The organism is Halorientalis pallida, from assembly GCF_049605515.1.
In the GTDB taxonomy this organism is placed as follows: Archaea; Halobacteriota; Halobacteria; order Halobacteriales; family Haloarculaceae; genus Halorientalis; species Halorientalis pallida_A.
Map to the genome: position 1 here is coordinate 2,269,301 of NZ_CP187158.1, position 26,037 is coordinate 2,295,337.

Below are 26,037 nucleotides of genomic sequence, written 5' to 3' on the forward strand. Positions count from 1 at the left end.
TTAAGCCATGTCAGCCTGACCCACAGGTAGGAGTGTGACTGGACTGGATGCCGTCGACGGCGCGTCCCCCTGGCAACAGCGACTGCTGACCCGCGACCTCGTGGCCGTCTGCCTCGTCCAGGACGGGACCGTCGTCCACGCGAACGAGACTCTGAGCGATCTGCTCGGCGTTCCGGCAGCCGACCTGTCCGGGGAGTCGTTCCTGTCGTTCGTCGACGACGCGGATCGGCCGGCCGTCGAGACGGCACTCGCGGCGGGCCGTACGACACCCGACGAGCGGCAGGAGTTCACCTGTACCGTGATCGGTGCCGACGGCAGCGAACGCGCGGTCGAGATCCACGGCACGACGGTCGAGTACGAGGGCGCCCCGGCGGCGATGTCGGTCGTCCTCGAACGGGACGACCGCCGGACGGACGCGGCGAGCCTCTACCGAGCGATCGTCGAGAACAGCCGCGACATCGCCTACGTGTACGGACCGGACGGTCGCACCGAACTCGTCAACCAGCGCGTCACCGAGTTCACCGGCATTCCGGTCGCGGCGCTGGAGGGGACCTACCTCCTCGATTTCGCGTCGGTCGTCGACGCCGAGACGTTCGCCCGCTACGCCGACGCGGTCGAGGGCATCCTCACCGGCGACCGCACGGACGCGGCCGTCGAGATGGAGTCCGAGATCGGCCCCCGGACCGTCACCGGCGAACACAGACTCACGCCCCTGGAACGCGACGGGGCGGTCGAGGGGGTCGTCGGCATCGCCCGCGACGTGACCAAGCGCAAGGAACGCGAACGCCAGCTCTCGGAACTCAAGCAGGTCCTGACCCGAGTGATGCGGCACAACCTCCGCAACGATATCAACGTCATCCGGGCCTGTGCCGAGTTGCTCGCGGACTCGGCCGACGACGAGGTCCGCGATCTGGCCCAGCAGATCGTCGAGAAGTGCGACTCGCTCACCGACACCAGTCAGAAAGCCACCCGCATCGAGCGGGCCATCCTGCGGGACGGCGACGTGACCGAAACCGACATCGGCGACCTCGTCTCCGAGATCGCCGCCCGTGCCGACCGAAACCACCCGAACGCGACCGTCGAGCGGACCGGCCCCGCGTCCGTCACGGCCCGGGCCCACGACGACATCGACCTGGCCATCGAGAACCTCGTCGAGAACGCCGTCAAGCACAACGACAGCCCCGAGCCGTGGGTCGGGATCGACATCGAGCGGGACGACAAGACGGTCACGATCCGCGTGGCCGACGACGGCCCCGGCATCTCCCCGGAGGAAGTCGCCATCCTCGAACGGCGGGAGGAGACCGCCCTCGAACACGGGAGCGGGGCCGGCCTGTGGCTGGCCGCGACCGTCGCCAACGCCTCCGGCGGCGGTATCACCGTCGACCGGACCGACCGGGGTACCGAAGCCACCCTTCGACTCCCCGCCCCAGAGGAGTCTCCTGAACGACCGTAGTCCAACCCACGTGAGCGGAGCGAGCGGGGGTCCACGAAAACCGCCGGTTTTCGGTATGCCACGAGAGCCAAGCTCTCGTGAGCACTCGGAAGACGAACCAACTGAGTCTTCCGGTGGCGAAAAAGCCGGTCGCTCCCTTCGGTCGCGACCGGGACGACAGACTAGTCCGACGCTTCCGCCGCCGCCACCGCTTCCACTGCGATACTCCCACCTTTTTCTCGTTGGGATCGCTCCCGCTGGTCGCGATCCGCGCCTCGAAAAACGTGGGCGAAAAACGGCCACTCACTGCGTTCGTGGCCGCTCCTCAATCCGATGCCTCGGCCGCCGCCACCGCTTCCACTGCGATACTCCCACCTTTTTCTCGTTGGGATCGCTCCCGCTGGTCGCGATCCGCGCCTCGAAAAACGTGGGCGAAAAACGGCCACTCACTGCGTTCGTGGCCGCTCCTCAATCCGATGCCTCGGCCGCCGCCACCGCTTCCACTGCGATCTCCATCTCGACACCTTCGACCTCCCACTCTTTCCGGTGGCCGTCCTCGACCGGCCCGAACTCGTCGGCGCGGACCTCGTCGGCGATCAGGGCCTCGTGGTCGGCCACGAGGTCGGCCACGCGGTCGTCGTCGATGTCGAGGTCGACGCGGATGCGCTCCTCCAGATCGAGTTCGAGGTCCTTGCGCATCTCCTGAACCCGGCGGATCACCTCGCGGGCGTACCCCTCGCTCTCGATGTCCTCGGTCAGGCCGGCGTCGATGTAGACGACACCCAGTTCGTCGCCGGCCACGTCGAAGGCCACACCCGTCACGTCGTCGGGCGTCTGCGTGACGAACTCGACCATCTCCTCGGTCAGGTCGACGGCCTCGCCGAGCGCGTCTTCGACCGCGGCTTCCAGCGCATCGACGGTCGGCTCGTCGACGCTGGCCTCGTTCATGGCGTTCATGACGCGGCCGGCGTCGTCGCCGAACTCCGGCCCCAGCAGGCTCATGTCGGCCTCGGCGGAGTAGGACAGTTCGTCCCAGCTCTCGCCGGGCTCGATCAGTTCGAGTTCGCGGGCGTTGAGTCGCTCGGTCAGCAGGTCGCGCTGGCTCTCGACGGCTGCGGCGGTCTCCTCGTCGTCGGCCGCGACGACGACCCGCGTGATCGGCCAGCGGAGGCTCCGCTCGGCCTGCTGGCGGGCGTTCGAGCCCGCCTCCTCGACGGCCCGGGCGACTTCGACCTCCGCTTCGAGGGCCTCGTCCTGCCAGAACGCGTCGGGTTCGGGCCAGTCGCACATGTGGACGGTGTCGTGGCCCGCGTCACCGGTGAGGTTGCCGTAGATCTCCTCGGCGACGAAGGGTGCGAAGGGCGCGATCAGCGCGACCGTCTCCTCCAGCACGCGGTAGAGCGTGGCGTAGGCCGCTTCCTTGGACGCGCTGTCGCCTTCCGCCCACATCCGTTCGCGGACGACCTGCACGTAGAAGCGAGACACGTCCTCGACGACGAACGAGAGCAGTTCGTCCAGCGCCTTGTCCTGCTCGAAGGCCTCGAAGTGTTCGGTCATGGTCTCCTCGACGGACTGGAGTCGCGAGAGGACCCACTCGTCGACGAGTTCCGTCTCGGCGTCTTCGAGGTCCACAGTAGCAGGGTCGAACTCGTCCATCCGCATGTACGGCAGGGGGAAGCGGAACACGTTCCAGAGGATGTTGAGCCGGCGCTGCATCTCGGCCATCTCCTCCCAGGAGAACTTCATGTCGTCGGCCTGCCCCGTCACCGAGAGCAGGAACAGGCGCATCGGGTCCCGGCCGTGGCGCTCGATGGCCTCGCCGGGTTCGACGATGTTCCCGATGGACTTGGACATCTTCCGGCCATCGGAGTCCAGTGCCCAGCCGTGCATCAGCACCTGATCGTAGGGCACCTCGCCGAGCGCGGCGGTGCCCATGCCGAGTTGCGACCAGAACCAGCCCCGCGTCTGGTCGTGGGCCTCGATGATGAGGTCGGCCGGCCACAGTTCCTCGAACCGCTCCTCGTCCTCGGGGTAGTCGAGCGTCCCCCACGTCGCGACCGACGAATCGAGCCACACGTCGAACACGTCGCCGACGCGGGTGTAGGTCCGGCCGTCCTCGGTGATCGTCAGGTCGTCGACCGTGCCCTTGTGCAGGTCCACCTCGTCGGGGTCGATGTCCTGATCGACCCGCTCGGCGAGTTCCTCGCGCGTGCCGATCACGATGGCCTCGTCCATGCCCCCATTCCAATCTTCAGGCGTCCAGATCGGAATCGGAATCCCCCAGTAGCGCTGGCGGGAGACGTTCCAGTCCGGCGAGTCCTCCACGAAGTCCCGGAAGCGGTTGTCCCGGGCACTCTGTGGGTACCACTCGCTGTCCTCGATGTTGTCGAGCAGTTCGTCTTTGATGTCGGTGACCGTGATGAACCACTGGTCGGTGACGAGGCGAACGATGTCCGTGTCACACCGCCAGCACTGCCCCTCCCGGACGGAGTGGCCCTGTTCGCTCGACAGGAGGTGGCCGCCAGCGTCGAGGTCGCCGATGATCTCGTCGTTGGCGTCCCGGACGAACTCGCCCTCGTACTTGCCGGCTTCGGCGGTGTAGACGCCGTCGTTGCCGACGGGACAGAAGACTTCCAGGTCGAGTTCCTGCCCGCGCTCGAAGTCCTCCTCACCGTGGCCGGGCGCGGAGTGGACCAGTCCGGTGCGGTCGGCCTCCACGTAGTCGGCGGTGTAGACCTGCTGGGAGCCCTCGGCCTGGGCGTGGTCGGGGACCTGCTCGGCGAGCGGGTGGTCGTACGCCCAGCCGACCATCTCCTCGCCGCCGAGTTCCTCGACGACCTCGTAGTCGTCGTAGCGGCCGGCCTTCAGTACGTCCTCGACGCGGGCCTCGGCGACGTACAGGCGCTCGGTCTCGCCGTCCTTGGTGGCGTCGACGCCGACGTAGTCGAGATCGCCGTCCACGGCGACGAAGGTGTTGGCGACGATGGTCCAGGGCGTCGTGGTCCAGATGACGAGACTTCCCTCACGCTCCGCGAGTGGGAACTTGACGTAGATCGAGGGCTTGCCGACCTGGTGGTACTCGACCTCGTTGTTGGCGATGGCGGTCTCACACCGGGGACACTGGTTGATCGAGCGTTTGCCCTGCTCGACCAGGCCGCGCTCGTGGGCCTTCTCGAAGCCCCACCACGCGGCTTCCATGTACTCCGGTCGGACGGTCTTGTACGGGTCGTCCCAGTCCATCCAGACGCCGAAGGACTTGAAGTCCTCCTGCAGGCCCTCCAACTGCTCCTCGGCGAACGCCTTGCACTCGTCGATGAAGTTCTGCTCGCCGAACTCCTCGATGTCTTTCTTGTTCTCGAAGCCGAGTTTCTCCTCCACCTTGGTCTCGATGGGGAGCCCGTGCATGTCGTAGCCCGGGCGGTCGGTCACGTCGTACCCCTGCATGCGGAGATAGCGGATGTAACAGTCCTTGAGGGTCTTGTTCCAGGTCGTCCCCATGTGCGCCGACCCGGAGGTGTAGGGCGGCCCGTCGACGAAGAAGTAGGTCTCGCCGTCGGCCCGGTGTCGTTTGGTCTGTTCGTAGGCGTCGACCGCGTCCCAGTACTCGAAGACCTCGTCTTCGAGCGCGTGGGGCTCGTACTGGTCGTCCACCGGCTCGAACCTGCTCATGTGAATCCCATTCGGAGCCGGGACTAAAGGCAAATCGGTCCCGCGCTACGGAGGCCCGAGCCGAACCGTCCGTTTATCCGGCGCGAGCGGCAACCGGACGGCGTGTTCGGAGCCGAACGCGGCCAGTCGGAGGTCCTCGGCGAGGTGTTGCTGGTCGGCGTCGCCGTCGTCGTCGCGGCCGTCCTGACGCTGGGCGCACTGGGGTTCGGCGAGGAGGTCGACGACCCGGCACCGACGGTCGCCGAGTCCAGCGGCGAACTCGTCGCCGACGACGGCGGCTTCGACAACCAGCGCGTCAGGATCTATCACGAGGCGGGCGACCCCGTCCGGGTCGAGAACGTCGAGATCGCCGTCGACGCGTCCGACGCCTGCGAGAAACGCGGGCGGATCGTCGGCCTCCCGACCAACACCATCGACGCCGACGAGAACGTCCGGGGCGCGGACATCTTCGACGGCCGTACCGGGCAGGCGAAGGGCGCACTCGACGACGAGGTCTTCGCCGCCGGCGACGTGTTCGACTTCCGGCTGGCCAGCGGTGCCTGCGAACTCGACCCCGGCGACCGGATCACGGTCCGGATCGTCCACACCCCCTCGGGTGCCGTGATCGTCGAGGAGCGACTGACCGCGAGCTGAACGCGAACCGTCATCGTGGAGTACGACCGGCCAGTAGCACCGCCCGATGGCGGAGTTTCCCGACCCCGACGACCGCCACGCGCTCGCCGACGACTGCCGGCGCTGTCCCGCACTCGTCGAGGATCGGGAGTGTATCTCGTGGGGTAACGGCCCGCTCGACGCCGACCTCGTCGTCGTGGGGGAGGCACCGGGGTACGGCGACCCCGAGGCCGACCGCTGGTGCGGGGGCAACTGGACCGGGCTGGCCTACACGTCGCGACACTCCGGACGGCGCATCCGTGAGTTGCTGGCCGACGCCGGCTACGGGCATGGAGACTGCTATTTTACGAACGCCGTGAAGTGCTTCCCGGCCGACCCCGACGATCCGACGACCAACCGGGAGCCGACGGCCGAGGAACGGGCGAACTGCCGACCCCACCTGCGCGAGGAGATCGAGACGGTCGCGCCCCGTACCGTGGTCGCGACCGGGAAACACGCCACGCAGTCGGTGCTGGCGATGACGGGGCGAGAGATCGACGGCTTCCTCGACGCCGTGCTGTCGCCGATGGACTGTCCCGCCCTGTCGACGACGATCCTGCCGCTCCTGCATCCCTCCTATCAGGACGTGTGGCTCTCGCGGCTCGGGTACACGCGTCCGGGGTACGTCGACGCCATCCGGCAAGCGGTCGAGGAGTGCTGACAGAGGAGTCCGACGGGAACTCCGCAACTGAACTTATCTCCGTCGGAGCGAAAGCGGAGGTAGGATGGCGGACGAATCGACGGGAGCCGAGGCTCCCGTGTCGGGCTGGCAGGAGGATCCGGGCCTCGTCGGGACGCTGGCGAGGACGGCCGGCGTGGCCTGTTTCCGACTCGACAGCGACCGGCGGCTCCGGGCGGTCACGGAGCGCGTCGTCGACCTGACCGGGCAGAGCCGCGAGGCGCTTCTGGGCGAACACGTCGACGCGCTGTTCGACCCGGCGGACGCGGCCCGGGCCGAGATCGGTCTCCGGCGGCTGGCGGCGGACGGCGAGGGGGTGGAGTCGGTCGCGGTGACGGTCACGGCCGACGGTGCGACCACGCCCTGCACGCTCAGGCTGGGGCGGGCCGAGGCGGGTGTCGTCGGCGTGTTGCAACCCCACGAGGACCGCGACGACGTGGCCCACGCGCAGTTCGAGGAGATGGTCGACTACGTGGCGGATTACGCCATCTTCGCGCTCGACACCGACGGGACCGTCGTCAGCTGGAACACCGGCGCGGAGCGGATCAAGGGGTACGCGGCCGAGGAGATCATCGGCGAGCAGTTCGACGTGTTCTACACCGATGCGGACCGGGAAGCGGGCGTGCCGGGGCGCAACCTCGCGGAGGCGGTCGCCGAGGGACGAGTCGAGGACGAGGGGTGGCGCGTCCGGAAGGACGGGGGCCAGTTCTGGGCGAACGTCGTCATCACGGCGATCCGGGACGACGACGGCGACCTCGACGGGTTCATCAAGATCACCCGGGACATGACCGAGCGACGCGAGCAGGCCCGCCGGATCGAGCGGGAGCGGAACCTGTTCGAGCAGGTCCTCGACGCCGCGCCGGTCGACATCCTCGTCGTCGACGCCGACGGCGACGTGATCCGGACGAACACGCCCGAAGACGTGACCAGACAGCCGCTCGAAAACCTCACCGAGCACGACGTGTACACCGTCGACGGCGATCCGATCCCGCCGGAGCAGCGACCCTCGCGGACGGTCTTCGAGACCGGCGACCCGGTGTACGACCGGGAGCTGCGCGTCGAACTCCCCGAACGGGGACGGCTGTTCCTGTCGGTCACCGCGGTGCCACTCACCGACGACGAGGGGCGTGTCGACCGGGCGGTCGTCATCGTCGAGGACGTGACCCGGCTGAAATCGCAGGCGAAACAGCTCGAACGCGAACGCGACGAGTTGCGGGCCGAACTCGACGACGTGTTCGCCCGGATCAGCGACGGGTTCTACGGGCTCGACGCGGAGTTGCGGTTCTCGTTCGTCAACGAACGCGCGGCCGAACTACTCGGGATCGCCGAGCACGAGGTTCTGGGGAACGACATCCGCGACGAACTCGACCCCACCGAGCGGTTCGAGGCCGCGCTGGAGGAGGCCCTCGACGAGCAGACGACAGTCACCATCGAGGACTACTACCCGCCACTCGACGCCTGGTTCGAGAACACGATCTACCCGACTGAGACCGGCCTCTCGGTGTACTTCCGGGACGTGACCGAGCGCAAGGAGCGCGAGCAGGAACTCGATCGCTCCCGGCGGCGCTACCGGACGCTCGTCGAGCAGTTCCCCAACGGCGTCGTCACGCTGTTCGACGAGAATCTGCGGTACCTGCTCGCGGGCGGCGAGGGCTTCGCGGACTACCCGTTCGACGCCGGCGATCTGGAGGGCGAGCGGGTCGACGAGTGCGTGCCGCCGGCACTGGCCGAACAGGTCCGCCCCCACTACGAGGCCGTCTTCGACGGGGAGGAGCGATGTTTCGAGGTGACCTTCCGCGGTCGCGTCCTCCAGTTCCACGCGGTCCCGGTTCGCGACGGAGACGGCCGTGTCGTCGCCGGCATGGGGATGTCACAGGACGTGACCGAGCAGCGCCGCCGGGAGCGGGAACTCGAAACCCGGGTCCGCCAGCAGGCCGTCGTCACGGAACTGGGCCAGTACGCGCTCGCCGCCGAGGACCTCGACACGCTGTTCGCGGAAGCGGTCACGGCCGTCGCGGAGACGCTCGACACGGACTACTGCAAGGTGCTGGAACTGCAGTCCGACGGCGAGATGCACCTGCGGGCCGGCGTCGGGTGGCGCGACGGCCTCGTCGGCACCGCGACCGTCGGCACCGACCGCGACTCACAGGCCGGCTACACGCTCCTCTCGGAGGAACCGGTCGTCGTCGACGACCTCCGGACAGAGACGCGGTTCTCCGGCCCGGACCTGCTCACGAGCCACGACGTGCGAAGCGGCGTGAGCGTCGTCGTCGGCACGCCGGAACGGCCGTGGGGCGTCCTGGGCACCCACGACACCGACCCCGAGCAGTTCAGCGAGCAGGACGTGGCCTTCGTGCAGGCGGTCGCGAACATCCTCACGACCGCCATCGAGCGGGTCGGGAACGAGCGAAAACTGCGCCGCCAGCGCGAGCAACTCGCCGCGCTGAACAACCTCAACGCGGTCGGGCGGGACATCATCCGCGCCCTGCTCCGGCAGTCGACCCGCGAGGAGGTCGAGACGCTGGTCTGTGAGCGACTGGCCGACTCCGACTCCTACGCGTTCGCCTGGGTCGGCGCGGTCGACGAGACCGAGGACGTTGTCGTCGCCCGGGCCGAGGCCGGTGTCACCGACTACCTCGGCGACACGACGATTCGTGTCGACGACAGCGAGGACGCACAGGGACCGACCGGCCAGGCGTTCAGGACCGGCGAGTTACAGGTCTGTCAGAACGTCCGGTCGGATCCCGACTACGCGCAGTGGCGCGACCGGGCCAGGGAGTACGGCTACCGTGCGTCGGCGGCGGTCCCGATCAGCGCCGAGAACACCGTCTACGGCGTGTTGAACGTCTACACCGAACGGGCGGACGCCTTCGGCACCGAGGAGCGGGCCGTGCTGGGCGGCCTCGGCGACGTGATGGGCCACGCCATCAACGCCATCGAGCGCCAGCGACTGCTGATGAGCGACGAGATCACCGAGGTCGAGTTCCGCATCCGGGACCTACTCGAGAACTTCGGGCTGGAGGCGGAGCCGACCGGCACCGTCACCGTCGCCGAGACCATCCCGACCGGCGGGGACACGTATCTGGCCTACGGGAGCGCCAGCGACGGGGCACAGGCGTGGCTCGAGAGGCTCGTCGACGTGATCCCGCACTGGCGGGACCTGACCTACGTCGGAACGGTCGGGGGCGACCCCCGGTTCGAGATCCACCTCGACGATCCGCCGATCCTGTCGCTGCTGAGCGCCCACGGCGGCCGCGTCAAGACCGCCCGGATCACCGACGGCGACTACCACATGACGGTCGAACTCCCGCCCGACGCGTCCGTTCGAACGGTCGTCGACGGCGTGCAGGCGGTCTACCCGGAGGCCGAGATGCTCGTCCAGCGCCGGACGACCCTCGACGGCCGCGACGGCGGCCACCACGGACTCGACCTCGACGCGATCCTGACCGAGCGGCAACTGGCCGCCGTCGAGGCGTCCTACTACGCGGGCTTTTTCGAGTGGCCCCGCGAGAGTACCGGCGAGGAGGTCGCCGACGCGCTCGGGATCTCACCGCCGACCTTCCACCAGCACCTCCGGGCGGCCGAAGGGCGCATTCTGGCGGCGCTGCTCGGCGATAGCGGGACCGACAACAGTTGATCGCCGTTCGACCGCCCGGCCAGCACCGCGACCGGGGGTATTTAGCCGTGCTGTGAGAACGGACGAGCAATGACGGCAGTCGTCGAGGCGTTCCGGAGCGTCGTCGGAACGAACCCGGTCGTGATGGGGCTGGTCGGGGGACTGGTCATCGCCGGCCTCAACCTGCTCGGTGCCTCCCTCGTGTTCGTCTGGCGGGACCCCAGCGAACGGGGCCTCGACGGGGCGCTGGGCTTCGCCGCCGGCGTCATGCTCGCGGCCGCGTTCACGAGTCTCATCGTCCCCGGCATCGACGACTACGCCGGCGGCGACCCGGTGCCCGTCCTCGTCGGCCTCGCGCTGGGCGTCCTCTTTCTCGACCAGGCCGACCGGCTGGTGCCACACGCCCACTACCTGCTGACCGGCGAGCGCCGGACCGACGCCGCCGACCCCGGCGAATCCGTCCCCGGCGTCGACAGCGAGCGACTGGCCCCCGTCGTCCTGTTCATCCTCGCGATCACGCTCCACAACATGCCCGAGGGACTGGCCGTGGGGGTCGGCTTCGGTGCGGTCGCACAGGCCACCGACCCCGCGGCGACGGAGGCGGCGCTTGGCCAGGCCATCTCGCTGATGCTCGCCATCGGCATCCAGAACGTCCCGGAGGGGCTGGCCGTGTCGGTCGCGGCGATCAACGCCGGGCTGGACAGGCGCTTCTACGCGGTCGTCGCCGGCCTCCGGTCGGGCATCGTCGAACTGCCCCTGGTCCTGCTGGGCGTGCTGGCCGTGGCGCTCGTCGAACCCCTGCTCCCCTACGCGATGGGCTTTGCCGCCGGTGCGATGCTGTTCGTCATCTCCGACGAGATCGTCCCCGAGACCCACGTCCGGGGCAACGAACGCATCGCCACCCTCGGCACCATGCTCGGCGTCATCATCATGCTGTACCTGGACGTGTCCCTCGGGTGAGCCGCCACCACGACCGACATCGACCGTCGATTCGGCCGACGAAACTATGTTTGGGTTGTCCATAGTTTCTCGAAATGGTGTCACGTACAGTCGCGCTGAAGGTCGGCGGCGTCGTCGCGGCGGTACTCGTCCTCGGTCTCGTGGCGGTCGGCGCGCTGGCGGCGACCGGGGCCTTCGCCGCGCCGACGGTCGAATCGACCAGCTACGAGTGGGGCGCCGTCACCGACGAGACCACCGAGATCGTCACGAGGGTCACGGTTGACAATCCCAATCCCGTCGGCGTGCCCGGCGTGGTGAACGTCGCGTACACCGCACGGCTGAACGACGTGACGCTGGCCCGCGGCCAGCGCTCCGGCGTCGGGTTCGGCCCCGGGCGGAACACGATCAGCCTCACCGCGGAGATGCAAAACACGAAGATCGCCGACTGGTGGGTGACCCACGTCAACGGCGGCGAACAGTCGGAACTCACCGTCGACGCGACGGTGAACGCCCCCGGGTTCTCCCGGAAGATTCCCGCCAAGTCCTCGACCGTCGAGACGGACATCCTCGGCGGGTTCACGGCAGAGGGAGCCCGGGAGGTCGACTTCCAGGGCGATCCGCTCCTGACGCTGCGGAACCAGCGCGCCAGCTGGGGCGAGGCGACCGCGGAGACGACGCCGCTCTCCTTCGCCGCCGACGTGGAGAACGTCCACGACTACGCGGTGACCCTCGACGGCGTGGAGTACGTGGTCGAGATGAACGGCGTCGAACTCGGCCGCGGCCAGCGCGAGGCGGGGCTGAACGTCGCGCCCGGCGAGTCCGGGTCCATCGACGTGACCGTCGCCCTGGACACGCCCAAGATGGCCGACTGGTGGCGCGAACACGTCACCGACGACGAGGTGAGCAACCTCTCGGTCCGGATGTACGGCTACGTCGTCCGGGACGGCGAGCGCCAGCGCGTCCCGATGCGCGTGTTCGACCGCACCCTGCGCCTGGAGACCGACATGCTCGGCGGCGGGGCAACGAGCGTCGAACCGGTCGAGACCCCCCAGCAGGCGGGTGACTTCGAACCGCCGTCGGTCACCGACACCGACCAGCAGTGGGGCGCGGTCACCGACGAGACCACCGAAATCCTGACCGACGCCAGCCTCGACACGCCCGACGATCCGGGGCTGGCCGCCCTCCTCTCGCTGGACGTGACCCAGACGACGACGATCAACGGCATCCAGGTCGCGCAGGGTTCGACCGTCCTCGATACTGTGGAACCCGGCAGTGACACCCTCTCTTTGACCAGCCTGAAGGACAACGGCGAGGTACCCGAGTGGTGGGCCCGCCACCTCAACGACGGCGAGCGCTCGCAGGTGGTGACCACGCCCGCCGCGACCGCCGACGTGGGCGCGACCAAGTTCGACGCCGACCTCGGCACCCGCGAGAGCACGTTCAGGACCGACCTGCTCGCGGGCATGAACGGCGACCGGGACGAGGAAGTCCAGGTGCAGGGCCGGACCGCGCTGGTCGTCACCGGCGTCAACTCCGAGTGGGGTAAGGCGACCGCCGATACGGCACCCATCGAGACGCGCACGTCGGTCCGCAACGAACTCGCGTCGCCGGTCACGGTGGAGTCGATCCAGTACACCGTGACGACCAACGGCGTGACGCTGGCCGACCGGAGCACCCGCGTCGGGCAGGTGATCGACCCCCAGTCCAGCGACACCGTCAGGGCGCGGCTGGTACTGGACAACTCCAAGATGGACCGCTGGTGGGTGCGCCACGTCCGGAACGGCGAGCAGTCCACCTTCGACGTGGACGTGACCGCCACCGTCTCCGTCCTCGGCCAGCGCGAGCGCGTCGCGCTGGACTCGCTGGGCCAGGAGTCAACCATCGAGACCGACGTGTTGAACGCCAGCGAGGAGTGAACCGGGAGCGTACGGAACGTTCAGCCGATCTGGTCAATCAGGAAGAAGGTATTTGTACGAGCGGGCCGACGGTCCGGGTATGGTCCCCGATACGGGTGCTGTCCGGCGGCGAGTACAGTTCACGATCACGGATATCGCGTTCGCGCTCGCGTTGCTCGTCGGCACCGCGTCGCTGTGGGCGGCCGCGACGGGCGAACCCGAACTGCTGGCGCTCGTGGCGGTCACCGGCCTCGCCGTCGCCCTCGTCTGCTCGGCCGCCCTCCGGCTGACGGACGCGACACCGGCGAGCGACCACGAGACGACGCCCAGCGCCCGGTAACCGCTGGCGTTCCGACCGTCGAACCACGCCGTGCGTTTATCCTCCTGTCCCGTGACATCCGAGTGAATGGTCACTATCGAGAGCGCCACGCTCGGTGCCCACATCGCCGCCGGCTTCCTCGCGCTGTTCGCCGGCCTCGGGGCCATCCTGACCGAGAAAGGGGGTCGCCGTCACCGGCGGTTCGGCCGGGTTTACGTCGGCTCGATGGCGTTCGTCTCCGGATCGGCGCTCCTGCTGTTCGCCCTCGCGCCGACCCCGGACCGGCAGTTTCTCGCGTTGATCGCCGTCTTCAGCTTCTACTTCGTCTTCTCGGGCTACCGGGTACTCTCGCGCAAGCGGCCCGCGGACGAGCCGGCGGCGCTCGACTGGGCCGCCGCGGGACTGCTCTGTCTCGCCGGCCTCGGCCTGCTGGCGATGGGCGGGTTCGAACTGCGCGGCGAGTCGAGTTTCGGCACCGTCCTCGTCGTCTTCGGTGCCATTAGCGCGGTCTTCGGCGTCCGGGACCTCCGCGAGTTCCGGACGGGCGAGTCCGAGCCCCGCGCCTGGTTCTACGAACACCTCACGCGGATGGGCGCGGGCTACATCGCCACCGTCACTGCCTTCTCGACGGTGAACTTCCTCTTTCTCCCGACCGTCCTCCGCTGGCTCTGGCCGACACTCGTCGGGACGCCCGCCATCTTCCTGGCCATCAGACGGTACGAGAAACGGTTCGGAGCGGCAGGCGGGTGAGTCTCGGGTGTTGTACCGAGCGCGCGCCGATGGCGCGCGCTCGGCCTTTTTCCCCAAGTTTTTGCTTCGGGGGGTCGCCCCGCGACCCCCCGATGGAAAAAGTGGGCGCTATACCCGCTCGATTATCGTCGCGACGCCCTGTCCGAACCCGATGCACATGGTCGAGAGGGCGTAGTCCTGGCCGGTCCGCTGGAGTTCGTGGGCGAGTTTCGTCAGGAGCGCGCCGCCGGTCGCGCCCAGCGGGTGGCCGTGGGCGATGGCCCCGCCGTTGACGTTGGTGTCCTCCCAGGACGCGCCGGTCTCTTCGAGCCACGCGGCGACGACGGCGGCGAACGCCTCGTTGACCTCGAAGATGTCGATGTCCTCGACGGACATGTCCGCCTTGTCCAGCACCTGTTCGGTCGCCGGAATCGGCCCCTTCAGCATGGTGATCGGGTCGACGCCGACGACCTCCGTGGCGACGATACGGGCCATCGGGTCCCAGCCGTGTTCGTCGACGGCGTCCTCGCTGGCGACCAGCAGGCCCGCCGAGCCGTCGACGATGCCCGAGGAGTTCCCGGCGTGGTGGACGCCGTTACCCTCCTGGCGGAAGGAGAGGGGCAGTCCCGAGAGCGTCTCCACGTCGGTCTCGGGGCGTGGGTGTTCGTCCTGCTCGACGGTGACGGTCTCGCCGTCGAGTTCCGTCTCGACGGGCGTGATCTGGTCGTCGTAGTGGCCGGCTTCCCAGGCCTCGCCCCAGCGTTGCTGGGAGTCGGCGGCGATCTCGTCGAGTTCCTGCCGGCTGAAACCGTACTCCTCGGCGATCCGCTCTGCGCCTTCACCCTGCGTGGTCACCTCGTCGAAGTGCTCGAAGTAGGTCTCGGTGACGCTGTTGCCGTCCGAGCCCATCGGGACGCGGGTCATGTGTTCGACGCCGCCCGCGACGAGCACGTCGTGTTGCCCGGCCATGACGTTCGTGGCGGCGAAGTTGACCGCCTGCTGGCCGGAGCCACACATGCGGTTCAACTGGACGCCGGGCACCCGGTCGCCCCAGCCCGCGACCATCGGCGCGAGGCGGGCGATGTTGAGCCCCTGCTCGTCGACCGGCGTGACACAGCCGTAGATCACGTCCTCGACCGTCTGTTCGCCGTCGAAGTCGTTGCGGTCGGCCAGCGCCGTCAGCGGTTCCGCCGCCAGATCCTGAGGGTGCGTGTCCCGGAACGAGCCGTTCTGCTTGCCGAAAGGCGTTCGCACCGCGTCGACGATGAGTGCGTCTCTCATGTGAGACTCGTTACCGGATCGAGACCGATAGGTGTTTCTCCCGTCTTGTGAGGTTACTCCACCGTAACGGACCCGTCCCCGTCCAGGCGGACCGCGTGGCCTTCGACGGAGAACGAGACCTCGTCGCGGTTCGGGTCTTCCGCCAGGGCGACGATCTCGTCGGCGGAGACGTACGCAGAGAGGTGGTCCAGGTCGTCGGGTTCGAGGTCCGTCTCGGCGAGGACGGCGTCGACGATCAACTGGCCGACCGGGACGGGGCCCTGGCCGCGGTCGCCCGTGACGTTGACGTAGATGGTGGCGAACGACCCCTCGACCACGTCGATGGGGGAGGGATCGGCCGACGACTCGACCTCGGCGGCCACGTCGTCGCCCCAGATGTTCGTGACCACGTCCTCGCGCTGTGTGCTGTCCTCGGCGGCCGTGACGGCCTCGTCCACGTCCGCGGCGGTCGCCTCCTCGTCGGGTGCCGGCGGGTCGTCCGCGGACTGTTCGGTTGTGTCCGCCGTGTCGTCCGCCGCCGGTGGCCCGCCCAGCGTCGCCGGGAGCGTCAGGTCGTCGTACTCGCTGGCCACCTCGGTGAGCCTGGTGCGGGCGGAGTCGCCCATCACGTCGGTGTAGGACCGGACCAGATCGTCCAGTACGGTGCGGTCGTCGTCGACGACGTCTTCGACCGCGCCGTCGTCGGTGATCGAGAGCCCGTCGACCGAGCGGGCGATGTCGACGGCGCGCTTGCCGATCATGGTCCGCTGGGTCTCGATCAGCCGCTCGGCGAGGCGTTCGTAGCTGGTCATCTCAGGCCGGACTGTGTTCGCTCATCGTCTCCCAGAGCATGTAAAAGCCGGCCAGCAACAGTGCCGTCGTCACGAGATACACGGTACTCTCGATGCTCTCGCCGGGGCTCTGGAGGTCCAGGATCTTGACCGCGCCGTCGAGCAGTCGCCAGACGGCGAAGACGATGACACCGCCACCGGCGACGTAGAGCGCTTTCCCGATCTCACCGCCGTAGGCCCGGGCGGCCTGGACGACGAACCCGACCGCGCCGATAGAGAGCATCACCTGTGCGATGAGGCTCGTCGCGTACCAGAAGCCGGGGCCACCCGACCCTGCGCCCCCGCTCTGTGCCAGTGCGGGCGTCGTGAACGCAACACTTGCGACCCAGAGCAGACCGAATCCGAGGGCAGCCGTCCGTGTCGGACGACCAACAATGCGAGTCATTCTCGTGCAGTTTTCAGACGAATTGCTATTAACTGTTTGCCCCGGCACGGTGAACACGACTGCGGATCGAAACGCCGCCCTCTGGCCCCGTGTGACGGATCGAAAGCTTATTTCCGCCAGATCGGCGAGTAACGAACACGACACGCGACGCCGCGGGCCGCTCTGGTGGGGTGGGCCCGGCGACGTGGTGGGGTCGACGGACATGGCAACAGACGCCTACGACACGGGTGGGGTGCCCGACGGACAGCAGTCGCACCGACAGTACATCGACCGGGCAGTGCTGACGGCGAGCCGACACGAGGGGTGGCTCTGGACGCTGGTCGCCGTCTCGCTGTTGGCCGACATCGCGCTGACACAGTTGGGTCTCCAGCAGGGGCTGACCGAGGGCAATCCCGTGGCCCGGGCCGCGATCGCTGACGCCGGGATCGGCATGCTCGGCGCGCTGAAGGTCGGTGCCGTCAGTGTCGGCCTGACGCTCTGGCTGGCGCTTTCCGGCCACGAGCGGGCGGTCGTCCCGCTGGGCCTCTGTCTGCCGTGGGTGGGCGCGACGCTGGTCAACGCCACCCTGCTGTTGGCCTGACGCCCGCGCTGGCCGTCCCGCGTACGCTTTTTGAGGCCGGCGGTCGAACACCCGGGCGATGCCAGACGACTGTATCTTCTGTCAGATCGTCGCGGGGGAGATTCCGAGCCACACCGTCTACGAGGACGACCACGTGTTCGCGTTCCTCGACGTGAACCCGCTCGCACCGGGTCACACGCTGGTCATCCCGAAGGAGCACCACGAGCGGCTGAACGACCTGCCCGACGACACCGCCGACGCGCTCTACGCCGCCGTCCACGACCTCGTGCCGGCCGCCGAGGCCGCCGTCGACGCCCCGGCCAGCAACGTCGGCTTCAACAACGGCGCGGAGAGCGGGCAGGAAGTGCCCCACGTCCACGGCCACGTGATCCCGCGCTTCGCCGACGACGGCGGCAGTCCGATCCACGCCGTCGGCGGGACCGCGCCCGACCTCGACGACGACGAGATGGCCGACATCGCCGAGGACATCGCGGCACAGCACTGAGCCACCGACGCGTAGGTTTTTATCCGAAAAGGGGGCCAGACCCGGCCGTGACCAGCGGATCGACGCTCGCGCTCGCCGGCGTGGTCGGCGGCGCGGGCACGACGCGGACGACGGTGGAGTTCGGCGCGACCCTCGCGCGGGCCGGCCGGGACGTGGCCCTGCTGGACGCCGCTTTCGCCACGCAGGGGCTGGCGGCCCACGTCCCCGGCCGCATCGACCCGGACCTGACCGCGCTCTGTACTGGCGCTGGCGAGTTGACCGACGGCCTCGTCGACCTCGCCCTCGACGTGCCGGGTCGGCTGGCCGCCTGTCCCGCTCGCGCGCCCTTCGAGCGACTGGCCCGGGCGAAAACGCCCGAGGCGGCCCGGCGGTTCGAGGGGATGCTCGAATCGGCGTCCACGCGGTTCGATCACGTCCTCGTGGACACGCCGCCGGTCGCGGCCAACCAGGCCGTCGCGGCCGTCACCAGCGCCGACCGCGTGGCGCTGGTCGCGCCCGACACCGAGCGCGGGCTGGACCGGCTCCCGACGATGCGCGACCGGCTTCACGATCTGGGTGCGCCGGTCGACACCGTGATCGCGACCCGCGCTGAGGGTGCCGTCGACCCCGCCGACGCCACCGTCCCAGAGAGCGACGTGCGGACGGTCGCGGACCTGCCGGTCTCGGCCGACCCCGACACCGAGTTCGCGCCGGCGGTCGCCGCCGCCGTCGAGACCGTCCTCGACACCGAACTGGGCCTCGACTTCCCCGAGGAGGGACTGCTGTAGGCCGGAACCGCCAAGCCGCGGGCGACCCAACGGCCGGTATGGCACACGAGCCCTGTGACGGCTGTGGGGAGCGCGTCGAGGTGGCGGGCGGCATCGCGGACATCTGGTCGTTCGGCGGTGACCGTGCCGCGGGGCTGGCGCTGGAACTGGCCGACGGCTCGGAGTGGCTCCTCTGTAGCGAGTGCATCGAGCGGTTGCCCGACGACCGGGATGCGACCGCCGAGGACGTGGAGAATCTCTAGGCGTCCGGCCCCTCGTACGCGGCCAGCGTCGCCGACACGTCGCCGTCGGTCGACTCCCAGACCACCGAGATCTCGGCGTCACTGGCGACGCCGAGGCGGGCCTGGTTGCCCGCGACGACGGCGGCCTCGCCCTCGATGTTCCCGGAGGCGTTGGCCGCGGGCCACTGCCCGCCGCTCTCGGTCACGTCCAGTTCGCCGGTTGCCGTGTCTGGGATCGAACCGGCACCGACGAACCCGCGTCCGCGGAAGACGAGTTCGCTCGCTCTGACCGAGTCCCCACCGTCGTGGGAGACGGTCATCACGCCCACGCCGTCGCCGCGGCTCTCGTACTCGAAGGAGAACGACACCTGTGGCGGGCGGTCGCTCCCGCCGCCCGAGGAGCCGTACCGGGGCCCGAGCCTGCTGACCGACGCCGTGTCGGCGGTGCCGTCGACGACGGCGGTTCGGCCGTCCGACGTGACCGACGGCGAGGAGAGCGGGTCGAACACGGCGTGGTCGGCGACCAGACGCTCGACCGCCGCGGTGTCGACCGCCGACTGGCTCTCGAACACGAACGCGCCGGTGAAGGCGGCGGAACTACCATCCAGCCGCCAGCGGAAGCCGTCGGCGACCACGCCGTCGAGGAACGAGGCCTCGTCGTGGGTCCGGCCGCCGGCGACGGCTCCCGAGCCCAGCCGGGACAGCAGCGTCCGGCAGTCGGGGTTCGCGTCGGCGTAGCGGTCGGCCATCCCCTGCTTGGCGTCGATGATCGCCTCGATCTTCCCCTCGGCGTCGCCGAGGGTCCCGGCCCGGATGGCCGTGTCCGAGGAGACCGCGGCGGTCCCGCCCGGCCCGCCCGTGTAGAACGTGTAGCCGTGGTACGCCTCGCCCTCGGCGTAGCCGTTGGCCGAGAGGAACGAGCGGAACGCGTCGGCGTCGATGTCGCCGGTCAGGACCATCGCGCCGCCGATCAGGTACAGGCCGGAGAGGTCAGACAGCGTGATCCCCTCCAGTTGCCTCGTCGCACCCGTCAGGCCGCCGAACGCGCTCCCTTCTACGGCCGACTCGTGTTCGAAGATTTCACCTGGGTCGGCCGCGGTGAACTCGTAGTGATCGGTCCCCATCGCGGCCGGTGCGGGCAACCAGTCGGCGAAGGCGGGGACCGATCCGCCACCGCCGCCACCGTCGTCGCCGTCGTCGTCACCGTCGTCGGTCGGCGTGTCGGTGCCATCGCTCTGCAGACAGCCGCCGAGGCCCACCGTCAGGCCGCCGGCGAGGAGGGTGCCGCCCGTCCGGAGGACGCGACGGCGCGGGGCATCGTGCATAGTAAGAGACATGACCGCGAGAAAATACTTAGTTCCACCGGACGGGCCGGGGAATCGGTCCGTCCGTCTTCAGGCGTCCGGACCCGCGCCATCACCGAGCGTCGCCGACGTGTCACCGTCGATGGGTTCCCAGACGACCGAGATCTCGTAGTCGCTGGCGACACCGATCCGGACCTCGTCGCCGCCGACGACGGCGGGGGCGTCGTCGATCTCCCCGGACGCCGCGTCGTTCGGCCACTGCGCACCGGGTTCGCTCACGTCCAGATCGGCTGGGGCGGTGTCGGGAATCCCGTCGGCGGACAGGAACCCGGCCCCGCGGAGGAACAGTTCGGCCGCCCTGATCGAGTCACCGCCGTCGTGCTGGATCGTGAGGACCCCCGCGTCGTCGCCGCGGTGGTCGTAGTCGTAGGCGAACTGTACCTTCGGCGTCCGTCGCTGTCGGTCGGCCCACAGGTACGGCGGCGAGAGGGACTGCACCGCGTCCGTCGGAAACGAGGCCGTGACGACGACGCTCCGGCCCCGGCGCGTGACGCTCGTCGAGGTTGCCGGGTCGAAGTAGTCTTCGTCGGCGAGGGCCGTCTCGACCGCGTCGACGGCGGCCGCCCCCCGGTTCTCGAAGACGAGCGGTGCGTCGAGCGTCGTTCGCTCGCCCGCGACGGTGAACGCCCCGCCGTACGCGACGACGCCGTCGATCCCGGACGGACCGGGATGTGGCAGACCGAACACGAGCGTCGCGTCACCCAGCGCCGTCACGAGTCGGCGGCAATCGTCGTCGACTGCGGTGAACCGGTCGGCCGCGCCGCGTTTCGCGTCGAGAACCGCCCGAACGTCGGCGAGCGATCCGTTGCGAGTGACGACGGCCACGTCGGTGGTGAGAGCGGCGGCACCGGCACCGCCGTCGTAGAGCGTGTAGTCACCGGCCGTGCCCGCCTCGGTGAGCGCGCGGTCGTCGAGGAGCCCGGCGAACGTGTCGGACTCGAAGTCGCCGGTGAGGACCTGCACCTGCCCGACGCCGACCATGCGCGTGAACGCGTCCGGTTCGATCCCCGGGTACTGCACCCCCGAGGAGGTCAGCCCGTCGAACCGCGTGCCCTCGATAACGGCGGCGTGGTCGCGGGCCGCCGCAACGTCGATCACCGTGATCGGGTACCGTTGCCCGTTCAGTGCGTCGGGCGCGGGCAACCAGTCGGTGTAGGCGGGCAGGTCGTCGCCGCCGTCGCCGCCGTCGTCGGTCGGCGTGTCGGTGTCGTCACGCTGCAGACAGCCGCCGAGGCCGACCGTCAGGCCGCCGGCGAGGAGGGCAGTGCCTGTTCGGAGGACGCGACGGCGCGGGGACTCGTCCATGCGCGAACGTGACGATTAGCTGTAACTTAACTCCGGTGGGTAGTCCGAGCCGAACGACTTTAGCCCCGGAGGTGCCCATCGAGTGACGTGAACCCCGCCCGGATCGAGTCGGAGTTTCCCGCGCCCGCCTACCGCGGGAACCAGGAGCAGGCCCTGGCGGACATCCGCGCCGCGTTCGAGGCCGGTAACGACGTGGTGCTGGTGCGCGCCCCGACCGGGAGCGGCAAGTCCCTGCTCGCCCGGTCCATCGCGGGCGCGGCCCGGACTGCCGGGGAAGCCGATGCCAACGAGCCCATCGGCGCGTACTACACCACACCCCAGGTCTCCCAGCTGGACGACGTGGCCTCGGACGACCTGCTGGAAGACCTGGAGATCATCCGCGGGAAGAACAACTACTCCTGTATCCTGCCGGGCGAGACCGATACCCCCGTCGATCAGGCCCCCTGCAACCGCGAGCGGATGTTCGACTGCCAGGTCAAACACCGCTGTCCGTACTTCTCGGACCGCTCCATCGCCGCCAACCGCCCCATCGCCGCGATGACGCTCGCGTACTTCATGCAGACCGCCGGCTCTGACGTGTTCGGCCAGCGCGACGTGGTGGTCATCGACGAGGCCCACGGCCTCGCCGAGTGGGCCGAGATGTACGCGACTATCGATCTCTCGCCGCGCAGAGTGCCAGTCTGGGGCGACGTACAGCCCCCGGACATCGACGGCCCCGACGACGCCGAGGGGTACGCCGAGAAAGTCATGCGAATCGCCTCGCGCCGCCAGGAGGAGTTGCGGGGTAACGCCGAACTCGACCCCGACGAGGTGGCCGAACGCGACCGCCTGACCGAGTTGATCTCGGAACTCCAGTGGTTCCTCGAGGACTACCGGGACCCCGACAGCGCGACGACGTGGGTCGTCGATCAGCCCGACGGCGCGGGGACGGCCGTGACGATCAAGCCGATGAACCCCGAGCGGTACCTCAAACACACCGTCTGGGACCGCGGCCAGAAGTTCGCCCTGCTGTCGGCCACGATCTTGAGCAAGGACGCCTTCTGTGCCGGCGCGGGACTGGACCCCTCGCGCGTGGCGCTCGTGGAGGTCGACCACACCTTCCCCGTCGAGAACCGCCCGCTGTACGACGTGACACAGGGGAAGATGACCTACGAGAAACGGGATCGGACCCTCCCGCGCATGGCCGAGACGCTGGTGCGGATCATGCAGGCCCACCCGTCGGAGAAGGGACTGGTCCACTGCCACTCCTACGGGATTCAGGAGCGACTGGTCGACCTGCTCGGCGAGTACGGCGTCGACGAGCGAATCCGGGTCCACGACCGCGAGAACCGCGACGCCGTCCTCTCGACGTGGAAGCGAAGCGACGGCAACGAGGTATTTCTCTCGGTCAAGATGGAGGAGGCCCTCGATCTTGAGGGGGACCTGGCGCGCTGGCAACTGCTCTGTAAAGCGCCCTACCCCAACACGCGAGACTCGCGGGTCGCCCAGCGACTGGAGGACGGCCAGTGGGGCTGGTACTACCGCGCGGCGCTCCGGACGGTCATCCAGGCCTGTGGCCGCGTGGTTCGCGCCCCGGACGACTACGGCGCGACGTATCTCGGCGATTCCTCGCTGCTGGACCTGTTCGAGCGCGCTCGCACGGACATGCCCGACTGGTTCGCCGAACAGGTCGACCGGATGTCGAAGCCGGACCTGCCGGACCTGGATTCGGGGGCGGCGGTCGGCGAGACGAGCGAGCGGAGTCGGTCGCGGTCCCGATCACGGTCGCGTCGCTCGTCGACCCGTGACTCCGACGGCTCCCACCCCCTGTCGGACGTCTGGGACAGCTAGAAGAACGACACCGTCGCGTAGGCGACGGGCGAGCCGATCATCAGGATCACGAAGATGATCGCGATGATCTGTTTTCGGTCCATACCTCCGGTTCGTGACCACGGGAATTAGGGTTTTCGGGCCGAGCCGTACAGCTCCGCCCCGACGGCGCTCTCAAGAGAACGGGTCGTCGGGTGTCGTCAGCCGTGTCAGCCCCTCGACGGCGTCGAAGTCGTCGTCGAAGGAGTAGAGATATTCGAGGTCCTGGCGGTGCATCGACGCGGCGACGACCGCGTCGGTCAGTGAGAGCGAGTCGTATTTCCGGAACAGGGACCGTCCGGCCCCGAAGTCGGATTTCGGCGTGTAGACGAGCTCGAAGCCACTGCTCTCGACGAGTGCATCGAGCGTCGCCGTCGCAACGTCGTGTGTTCCACGCTCCTGTAAGTAATTACAGACCTCTTCGAGAACGTCGCTCAGAACGAGAGCCGTCGGGAGCGAGCCCTGATCGAACGCGCGGGTGATCCTGCTCCCGCGGTCGTGGTTCTGGTCACGAGACAGTCGAGCGGCGATGAGAACGTTCGCATCGACGACGACGCGGGCCATCAGTAGTCGCCCGCGACGAGGTCGTGATCTTCGGCTGCGTCCGTCTGCTCGCCGATGTCTACCGGTTCGAGATCCGAGAACGCCCCGTACCGCTGTTTGACTAGTTCGACCGAGAGCCGTCCTTCGTCGTCGACCCGCCAGCGAAGTTTGTCGCCGGCTTCGATTCCCGCCTCCTCCCGAACCGCCGCCGGGACCGTGACGGAGTAGCTGTCGTTCACGGTCGTTTCGTCCTCCACGTCGTGGGACATGTTCGACGGTACGTCGGCCGGCGGAAAGTAATTTGCCCCCAAATTATCGCCGAGAGTCACTCGAGCCGCGCGTCCACGACCACGTGTGCGACCCCCTCGCTGTAGCCCTTGACCGTGCGCCGGTCCAGAATCTCCACCGCCCGACCGCGCTCGGCGGCGGCCGCCTCCAGCCGTTCGACGGGGCGGTCGTACACCAGCGACTCGGGCGTGGCCTCGTGCATGTGGACGATGCCACCGGAAACGAGGGCGTCGAGGGCCGCGTCCAGGTACTCGTGGGCGTCGTAGTAGCCCATCACCACCCGGTCGGCCTCGACGCCCTCGGCCACGTCCCGGCAGTCCGCCCGATACAGGTCGACCCGTTCGTGTACGTCGTTGAGTTTGGCGTTCTCCAGCAGGTAGCGGAAGGAGGTGGGGTTGATCTCCGCGGCGGTGACCCGCGCGCCGGCCCGGGCCATCGGGAGCGTGAAGTAGCCGACGCCGGCGAACATGTCGAAGACTCGATCACCCTCGGCAACCACCTCGCCCATCCGCTTGCGTTCGGCCTTGTTGCCGGGCGAGAACATCACTTCGGCCAGGTCGAGCGCGTATCGGGTCCCGTGCTCTGTATGAATCGTCTCGGTGTCGCCCGCGCCGGCGATCACCGCCACGTCGGGTTCACGTTGCTGGCCGTCGATTCCGTGACGAGCCAGCACGGTGTCGGCGTTGGCGTGCAGGTCCAGCAGGGCCTCGCCGACCTCCTCGGGACGGGGCGCGTCGCCGGTTTCCACGAGGACGACAGTGCCGATGACGGCCCACGAACTCGGCGCTCGCTCGCGTTCCTCGGCCGTCCAGCCCCGCTCGCGGAGGTGATCGTCCAGGTTCCGGAGGCGTGGCTCGGCCGCCTGTCGGACGACCTCCCGGACCGCCGTCTCCTCGGGCGGGGCCGTCACCGGGAGCGCGACGGCGTCCTCGCCGAACGGTCTGACACTCCGGTCGTCGTCGTAGACCCCTTCCTCGCGGAGGGCGTCGGCCGCGGACTCGGCGCGGCCCCGCGCGACGACCGCGGCGAGAGGGTCGGCGTCGTCGGTCTGGCCGGTCATGCCTCGTCGTCCTCTGCGTCCCCGTCGCTTTCGGGCAGGACGTGCAGGCCGGCACGACTCTTGAGGACGGGCACGCTGTCGGCGTCGGGGTCGAGGTAGTCCGGGCGAGCGACGGTCTTGGCCTCGTAGGTCTCGGGGTCCAGCACCTGCACGGCGTTTTCGTCTTCGACGGCGACCAGCGTCGTCTCGTCGGCCTCCTCGCGGGTCCCCAGCCGCCGGGCGTCCGGGGCGTTCTCGTCCTCGAAACTGGCCTCGAAGGGCTCGCCGGTCGTGACGCGCCGCCCCTTGAGGTTGCCCCGAACGCTGCGGACGAGGACGGGACCGTCGTCGTCATCGGGGTCGATGACCTCGCCGGGTCGGTAGCGAGGCAGGCGGATGGCGTAGGTCACCCGGTAGACCTCGTTACCGTCGCTGTCCTCGGTCACGAGGGTCTCGTTCGACGTGTAGGACCCCCCGAGCTGGCGGATGATTCGCTCCGCGATGCCGCCGCCCATCTGCGTGGTCGAGATCTTCATGTCGAGGCCGCCCTCGACGTGGCTGACCTCGGTGATGTAGGCGTTGCGGTCGCCTTTCTCCTCCCGGTCCGCGATGTACTCCCGGGCGATGCGCTCGGCCTGTTCGAGTTCGCCGTCGCTCGGGTCGCGCTCGTCGGCTCGCACCTGCACGATGGCGGCGTACGAGCCGCCGGCGATGCGGCCACACCGCTTGCAGGTCTCGCGGGAGATCTTCACGGGCACCAGCACGTCCTCGACGACCGGCGTGTCCCGGACGATCCCCGAGAACCGGCAGTGCATCTTGATCGTCGTCGCGTCGACCTGTTCGGGCGCGACCTCCCAGTCGACGGCCTCGGCTTCGAGGTGGACCGCCAGGGCTTCGCTGACCTCCTCGACGGCCACGTCCACGTAGTCGTCGGCCCCCACGTCCACCCAGCGGTTCCCCCGATGGACCGCGCCACACTGGGCACAGACCCGGATCTCGATGCGATCCGGGGCGTCCACGAGGTCGAACTCCTCGAAGTAACAGTCGTTACAGAGCACGCGGTCCGGATCTCTGGGCTCGCCGGGGCGGGGTTCCGGCCGCTCCGGGATGGTCTCCCCGCAGCGCGGACAGAACTCGCGTGACTCGCTCATTGGCCCCTCGTACTCGATTCGA

General features: G+C 69.0%; 23 protein-coding genes. 13 read left to right on the forward strand and 10 right to left on the reverse strand.

From position 1 onward, the window contains the following. The first annotated feature begins 34 nt into the window (after window positions 1-34). On the forward strand, window positions 35-1,453 hold the full coding sequence (locus tag ACOZ4N_RS13220; RefSeq protein WP_424016835.1) for a PAS domain S-box protein: 1,419 nt from the start codon (window positions 35-37) through the stop codon (window positions 1,451-1,453). 447 nt (window positions 1,454-1,900) lie between these two features. Here ACOZ4N_RS13220 and ileS read toward each other — a convergent pair whose 3' ends face one another. After that, the gene (gene ileS / locus ACOZ4N_RS13225; RefSeq protein ID WP_424016836.1) at window positions 1,901-5,101 is read right to left on the reverse strand and encodes an isoleucine--tRNA ligase; all 3,201 of its coding nucleotides are present in this window, start codon (window positions 5,099-5,101) and stop codon (window positions 1,901-1,903) included. A 102-nt stretch (window positions 5,102-5,203) separates the two neighbouring features. Here ileS and ACOZ4N_RS13230 point away from each other — a divergent pair, with 102 nt between their 5' ends. From ACOZ4N_RS13230 to ACOZ4N_RS13260, 7 genes are all read left to right on the forward strand, one after another. Beyond that, complete coding sequence (locus ACOZ4N_RS13230) at window positions 5,204-5,734, forward strand: type IV pilin (RefSeq protein WP_424016837.1); 531 nt, start codon at window positions 5,204-5,206, stop codon at window positions 5,732-5,734. 46 nt (window positions 5,735-5,780) lie between these two features. Next, window positions 5,781-6,413, forward strand: coding sequence for a uracil-DNA glycosylase (locus ACOZ4N_RS13235; protein WP_424016838.1), 633 nt, complete (start codon window positions 5,781-5,783; stop codon window positions 6,411-6,413). Window positions 6,414-6,477: 64 nt separating this feature from the next. After that, complete coding sequence (locus ACOZ4N_RS13240) at window positions 6,478-10,068, forward strand: PAS domain-containing protein (protein WP_424016839.1); 3,591 nt, start codon at window positions 6,478-6,480, stop codon at window positions 10,066-10,068. A gap of 69 nt (window positions 10,069-10,137) precedes the next feature. Next, entirely contained in the window at window positions 10,138-11,007 is an 870-nt protein-coding gene (locus tag ACOZ4N_RS13245) for a ZIP family metal transporter (protein ID WP_424016840.1), read from the forward strand. Between the two features lie 74 nt (window positions 11,008-11,081). Beyond that, window positions 11,082-12,902, forward strand: a complete 1,821-nt coding sequence (locus ACOZ4N_RS13250; RefSeq protein WP_424016841.1) for an LEA type 2 family protein — start codon at window positions 11,082-11,084, stop codon at window positions 12,900-12,902. 79 nt (window positions 12,903-12,981) lie between these two features. Continuing rightward, window positions 12,982-13,221, forward strand: coding sequence for a hypothetical protein (locus ACOZ4N_RS13255; protein ID WP_424016842.1), 240 nt, complete (start codon window positions 12,982-12,984; stop codon window positions 13,219-13,221). A gap of 66 nt (window positions 13,222-13,287) precedes the next feature. Continuing rightward, the gene (locus ACOZ4N_RS13260) at window positions 13,288-13,950 is read left to right on the forward strand and encodes a DUF2306 domain-containing protein (RefSeq protein ID WP_424016843.1); all 663 of its coding nucleotides are present in this window, start codon (window positions 13,288-13,290) and stop codon (window positions 13,948-13,950) included. 108 nt (window positions 13,951-14,058) lie between these two features. On the opposite strand, the gene ACOZ4N_RS13265 is transcribed toward ACOZ4N_RS13260, so the two are convergent. From ACOZ4N_RS13265 to ACOZ4N_RS13275, 3 genes are read right to left on the reverse strand one after another with little or no spacing between them, the layout of a single operon-like run. After that, complete coding sequence (locus tag ACOZ4N_RS13265; protein WP_424016844.1) at window positions 14,059-15,210, reverse strand: thiolase family protein; 1,152 nt, start codon at window positions 15,208-15,210, stop codon at window positions 14,059-14,061. Window positions 15,211-15,263: 53 nt separating this feature from the next. Continuing rightward, window positions 15,264-16,001, reverse strand: a complete 738-nt coding sequence (locus tag ACOZ4N_RS13270; protein ID WP_424016845.1) for a HalOD1 output domain-containing protein — start codon at window positions 15,999-16,001, stop codon at window positions 15,264-15,266. 1 nt (window position 16,002) lies between these two features. Beyond that, window positions 16,003-16,425 (reverse strand): hypothetical protein, encoded by a 423-nt coding sequence (locus ACOZ4N_RS13275; protein ID WP_092695157.1) that lies wholly within the window; start codon window positions 16,423-16,425, stop codon window positions 16,003-16,005. A gap of 202 nt (window positions 16,426-16,627) precedes the next feature. Between ACOZ4N_RS13275 and ACOZ4N_RS13280 the strand changes: the two genes are divergently transcribed. Genes ACOZ4N_RS13280 through ACOZ4N_RS13295 form a run of 4 tightly spaced genes read left to right on the forward strand, consistent with a single transcriptional unit; the run spans window position 16,628 to window position 18,498 of the window. Beyond that, window positions 16,628-17,005 (forward strand): DUF5658 family protein, encoded by a 378-nt coding sequence (locus tag ACOZ4N_RS13280; RefSeq protein WP_424016846.1) that lies wholly within the window; start codon window positions 16,628-16,630, stop codon window positions 17,003-17,005. 58 nt (window positions 17,006-17,063) lie between these two features. Beyond that, window positions 17,064-17,489: an HIT family protein gene (locus ACOZ4N_RS13285; RefSeq protein ID WP_424016847.1), complete on the forward strand. Its 426-nt coding sequence runs from the start codon at window positions 17,064-17,066 to the stop codon at window positions 17,487-17,489. Window positions 17,490-17,536: 47 nt separating this feature from the next. After that, complete coding sequence (locus ACOZ4N_RS13290) at window positions 17,537-18,256, forward strand: MinD/ParA family ATP-binding protein (protein ID WP_424016848.1); 720 nt, start codon at window positions 17,537-17,539, stop codon at window positions 18,254-18,256. A 38-nt stretch (window positions 18,257-18,294) separates the two neighbouring features. Beyond that, the gene (locus ACOZ4N_RS13295; protein ID WP_424016849.1) at window positions 18,295-18,498 is read left to right on the forward strand and encodes a DUF7561 family protein; all 204 of its coding nucleotides are present in this window, start codon (window positions 18,295-18,297) and stop codon (window positions 18,496-18,498) included. Here the strand turns inward: ACOZ4N_RS13295 and ACOZ4N_RS13300 are convergent. Together ACOZ4N_RS13300 and ACOZ4N_RS13305 are read right to left on the reverse strand one after the other, a co-directional pair. Beyond that, window positions 18,495-19,802, reverse strand: a complete 1,308-nt coding sequence (locus tag ACOZ4N_RS13300; RefSeq protein WP_424016850.1) for a hypothetical protein — start codon at window positions 19,800-19,802, stop codon at window positions 18,495-18,497. The two genes, ACOZ4N_RS13295 and ACOZ4N_RS13300, sit on opposite strands and share 4 nt — an antisense overlap. A 69-nt stretch (window positions 19,803-19,871) precedes the next feature. Beyond that, window positions 19,872-21,146: a hypothetical protein gene (locus tag ACOZ4N_RS13305; RefSeq protein ID WP_424016851.1), complete on the reverse strand. Its 1,275-nt coding sequence runs from the start codon at window positions 21,144-21,146 to the stop codon at window positions 19,872-19,874. 87 nt (window positions 21,147-21,233) lie between these two features. On the opposite strand from ACOZ4N_RS13305, the gene ACOZ4N_RS13310 reads away from it, so the two are divergent. Beyond that, on the forward strand, window positions 21,234-22,976 hold the full coding sequence (locus ACOZ4N_RS13310) for a helicase C-terminal domain-containing protein (RefSeq protein WP_424016852.1): 1,743 nt from the start codon (window positions 21,234-21,236) through the stop codon (window positions 22,974-22,976). Window positions 22,977-23,129: 153 nt separating this feature from the next. On the opposite strand, the gene ACOZ4N_RS13315 is transcribed toward ACOZ4N_RS13310, so the two are convergent. Genes ACOZ4N_RS13315 through ACOZ4N_RS13330 form a run of 4 tightly spaced genes read right to left on the reverse strand, consistent with a single transcriptional unit; the run spans window position 23,130 to window position 26,015 of the window. Beyond that, window positions 23,130-23,558: a type II toxin-antitoxin system VapC family toxin gene (locus ACOZ4N_RS13315; RefSeq protein WP_424016853.1), complete on the reverse strand. Its 429-nt coding sequence runs from the start codon at window positions 23,556-23,558 to the stop codon at window positions 23,130-23,132. Further along, complete coding sequence (locus tag ACOZ4N_RS13320; protein ID WP_424016854.1) at window positions 23,558-23,806, reverse strand: AbrB/MazE/SpoVT family DNA-binding domain-containing protein; 249 nt, start codon at window positions 23,804-23,806, stop codon at window positions 23,558-23,560. The genes ACOZ4N_RS13315 and ACOZ4N_RS13320 overlap by 1 nt, the downstream gene beginning before the upstream one ends. 56 nt (window positions 23,807-23,862) lie before the next feature. After that, window positions 23,863-24,885: a class I SAM-dependent methyltransferase gene (locus ACOZ4N_RS13325; RefSeq protein ID WP_424016855.1), complete on the reverse strand. Its 1,023-nt coding sequence runs from the start codon at window positions 24,883-24,885 to the stop codon at window positions 23,863-23,865. Next, on the reverse strand, window positions 24,882-26,015 hold the full coding sequence (locus ACOZ4N_RS13330; RefSeq protein ID WP_424016856.1) for a 60S ribosomal export protein NMD3: 1,134 nt from the start codon (window positions 26,013-26,015) through the stop codon (window positions 24,882-24,884). The genes ACOZ4N_RS13325 and ACOZ4N_RS13330 overlap by 4 nt, the downstream gene beginning before the upstream one ends. Window positions 26,016-26,037: the final 22 nt, after the last annotated feature.

Coding starts and splice junctions, on each gene's coding strand:
- ileS (WP_424016836.1), bottom strand. CDS start 5,101: ATGAGCAGGTTCGAGCCGGTGGACGACCAGTACGAGCCCCACGCGCTC.
- ACOZ4N_RS13235 (WP_424016838.1), top strand. CDS start 5,781: ATGGCGGAGTTTCCCGACCCCGACGACCGCCACGCGCTCGCCGACGAC.
- ACOZ4N_RS13240 (WP_424016839.1), top strand. CDS start 6,478: ATGGCGGACGAATCGACGGGAGCCGAGGCTCCCGTGTCGGGCTGGCAG.
- ACOZ4N_RS13245 (WP_424016840.1), top strand. CDS start 10,138: ATGACGGCAGTCGTCGAGGCGTTCCGGAGCGTCGTCGGAACGAACCCG.
- ACOZ4N_RS13250 (WP_424016841.1), top strand. CDS start 11,082: ATGGTGTCACGTACAGTCGCGCTGAAGGTCGGCGGCGTCGTCGCGGCG.
- ACOZ4N_RS13255 (WP_424016842.1), top strand. CDS start 12,982: ATGGTCCCCGATACGGGTGCTGTCCGGCGGCGAGTACAGTTCACGATC.
- ACOZ4N_RS13260 (WP_424016843.1), top strand. CDS start 13,288: ATGGTCACTATCGAGAGCGCCACGCTCGGTGCCCACATCGCCGCCGGC.
- ACOZ4N_RS13265 (WP_424016844.1), bottom strand. CDS start 15,210: ATGAGAGACGCACTCATCGTCGACGCGGTGCGAACGCCTTTCGGCAAG.
- ACOZ4N_RS13270 (WP_424016845.1), bottom strand. CDS start 16,001: ATGACCAGCTACGAACGCCTCGCCGAGCGGCTGATCGAGACCCAGCGG.
- ACOZ4N_RS13275 (WP_092695157.1), bottom strand. CDS start 16,425: ATGACTCGCATTGTTGGTCGTCCGACACGGACGGCTGCCCTCGGATTC.
- ACOZ4N_RS13280 (WP_424016846.1), top strand. CDS start 16,628: ATGGCAACAGACGCCTACGACACGGGTGGGGTGCCCGACGGACAGCAG.
- ACOZ4N_RS13285 (WP_424016847.1), top strand. CDS start 17,064: ATGCCAGACGACTGTATCTTCTGTCAGATCGTCGCGGGGGAGATTCCG.
- ACOZ4N_RS13295 (WP_424016849.1), top strand. CDS start 18,295: ATGGCACACGAGCCCTGTGACGGCTGTGGGGAGCGCGTCGAGGTGGCG.
- ACOZ4N_RS13300 (WP_424016850.1), bottom strand. CDS start 19,802: ATGCACGATGCCCCGCGCCGTCGCGTCCTCCGGACGGGCGGCACCCTC.
- ACOZ4N_RS13305 (WP_424016851.1), bottom strand. CDS start 21,146: ATGGACGAGTCCCCGCGCCGTCGCGTCCTCCGAACAGGCACTGCCCTC.
- ACOZ4N_RS13315 (WP_424016853.1), bottom strand. CDS start 23,558: ATGGCCCGCGTCGTCGTCGATGCGAACGTTCTCATCGCCGCTCGACTG.
- ACOZ4N_RS13320 (WP_424016854.1), bottom strand. CDS start 23,806: ATGTCCCACGACGTGGAGGACGAAACGACCGTGAACGACAGCTACTCC.
- ACOZ4N_RS13325 (WP_424016855.1), bottom strand. CDS start 24,885: ATGACCGGCCAGACCGACGACGCCGACCCTCTCGCCGCGGTCGTCGCG.
- ACOZ4N_RS13330 (WP_424016856.1), bottom strand. CDS start 26,015: ATGAGCGAGTCACGCGAGTTCTGTCCGCGCTGCGGGGAGACCATCCCG.